1 protein-coding gene and 1 pseudogene are annotated in these 950 nt (G+C 63.8%); both read left to right on the top strand.

Translation table 11 applies throughout. The features are described 5' to 3' along the window. Positions 1 to 732 (top strand): cell envelope integrity protein TolA (locus tag EOA60_RS34855; RefSeq protein WP_128312724.1); only part of this gene is annotated, 732 nt, incomplete at its 5' end. Positions 733 to 772: 40 nt separating this feature from the next. Next, a pseudogene (tolB, locus tag EOA60_RS39470) lies at positions 773 to 950 on the top strand (Tol-Pal system protein TolB); the annotation flags it as partial.

Here is a 950-nt window from a genome sequence, read left to right as displayed (position 1 = left end):
CCTAAGGAAGAGGTCAAGCCCGAGCCGGTCAAGCAGACGGAGCCGAAGCCGACACCCGCCAAGGAGCCGACGCCAGCACCGCCGAAGGACACGACCGCCGCCATCCAGAAGGAAGAGGTCAAGCCGGACGCCGTCGCCGAGGCGATCGCCAAGGAGCAGCCGACCGAGGAGGCTAAGCTTCCGGACTCGGCACCCGCCCCTGCAGCGCGGCCGAAGCCGCAGCCCGCTCCCGCCGAAAGCGCCAAGGCGCCGGAGCGCAAGGACGCGGAAAAGCCGGTGAAGGAAGCTTCCTCGAAGCCGAAGTTGGATGAAAAGCAGTTCAACGCCGACGAGATTTCAGCACTTCTGGACAAGCAGAAGCCGTCGGGTGGCGGCGCCAAGCGCTCCACGCAGCAGTCGTCGCTCGGCGGCGAGAAGGATCAGGGCCAGAAGCTGTCCAAATCCGAGCAAGGCGCGCTCGAAGCTCAGCTCGGCGGCTGCTGGACGTTGCCCGTTGGACTGGAAGGTTCGGAGAACTTCGTCGTCGTGGTCCGGTTCAATCTCGATACCAACGGCAAGCTCGACGGCCGCCCGTCGATCGAGCAGTCGAGCGGCAACCGGCAGTTCGACGAAAGCGCAGTGCGCGCGGTTCAAAAATGCGACGTGGCCGGCCTGCAAGTTCCAGCCGGCAAGCAGGATATTTGGAACGACATCCGGGTCACCTTCGACCCAAGGGAGATGCTTGGCCTATAGGCCTTGCGTCCGAACCATCAAAGAAGAGAAGCGAGAAGACATGAGATCTTTCCTCAAGCCGCTCCTGACGATTGCAGCCATGGCGCTGGGCATGACGACCGCCGCCACCTTGCCGGCCTGGGCGCTCGTCGAGCTCAACGTCAACAAGGGCAATGTCGAGCCGCTGCCGATCGCCATCACTGACTTCCAGTCCAATGGTGAGCTCGGCGCCCAGACTG

Source organism: Mesorhizobium sp. M1A.F.Ca.IN.020.06.1.1 (assembly GCF_004023265.1).
Classification (GTDB): Bacteria; Pseudomonadota; Alphaproteobacteria; order Rhizobiales; family Rhizobiaceae; genus Mesorhizobium.
Note: the sequence above shows the minus strand (reverse complement) of the source record. Positions and strands in the feature narration are given on the sequence as shown.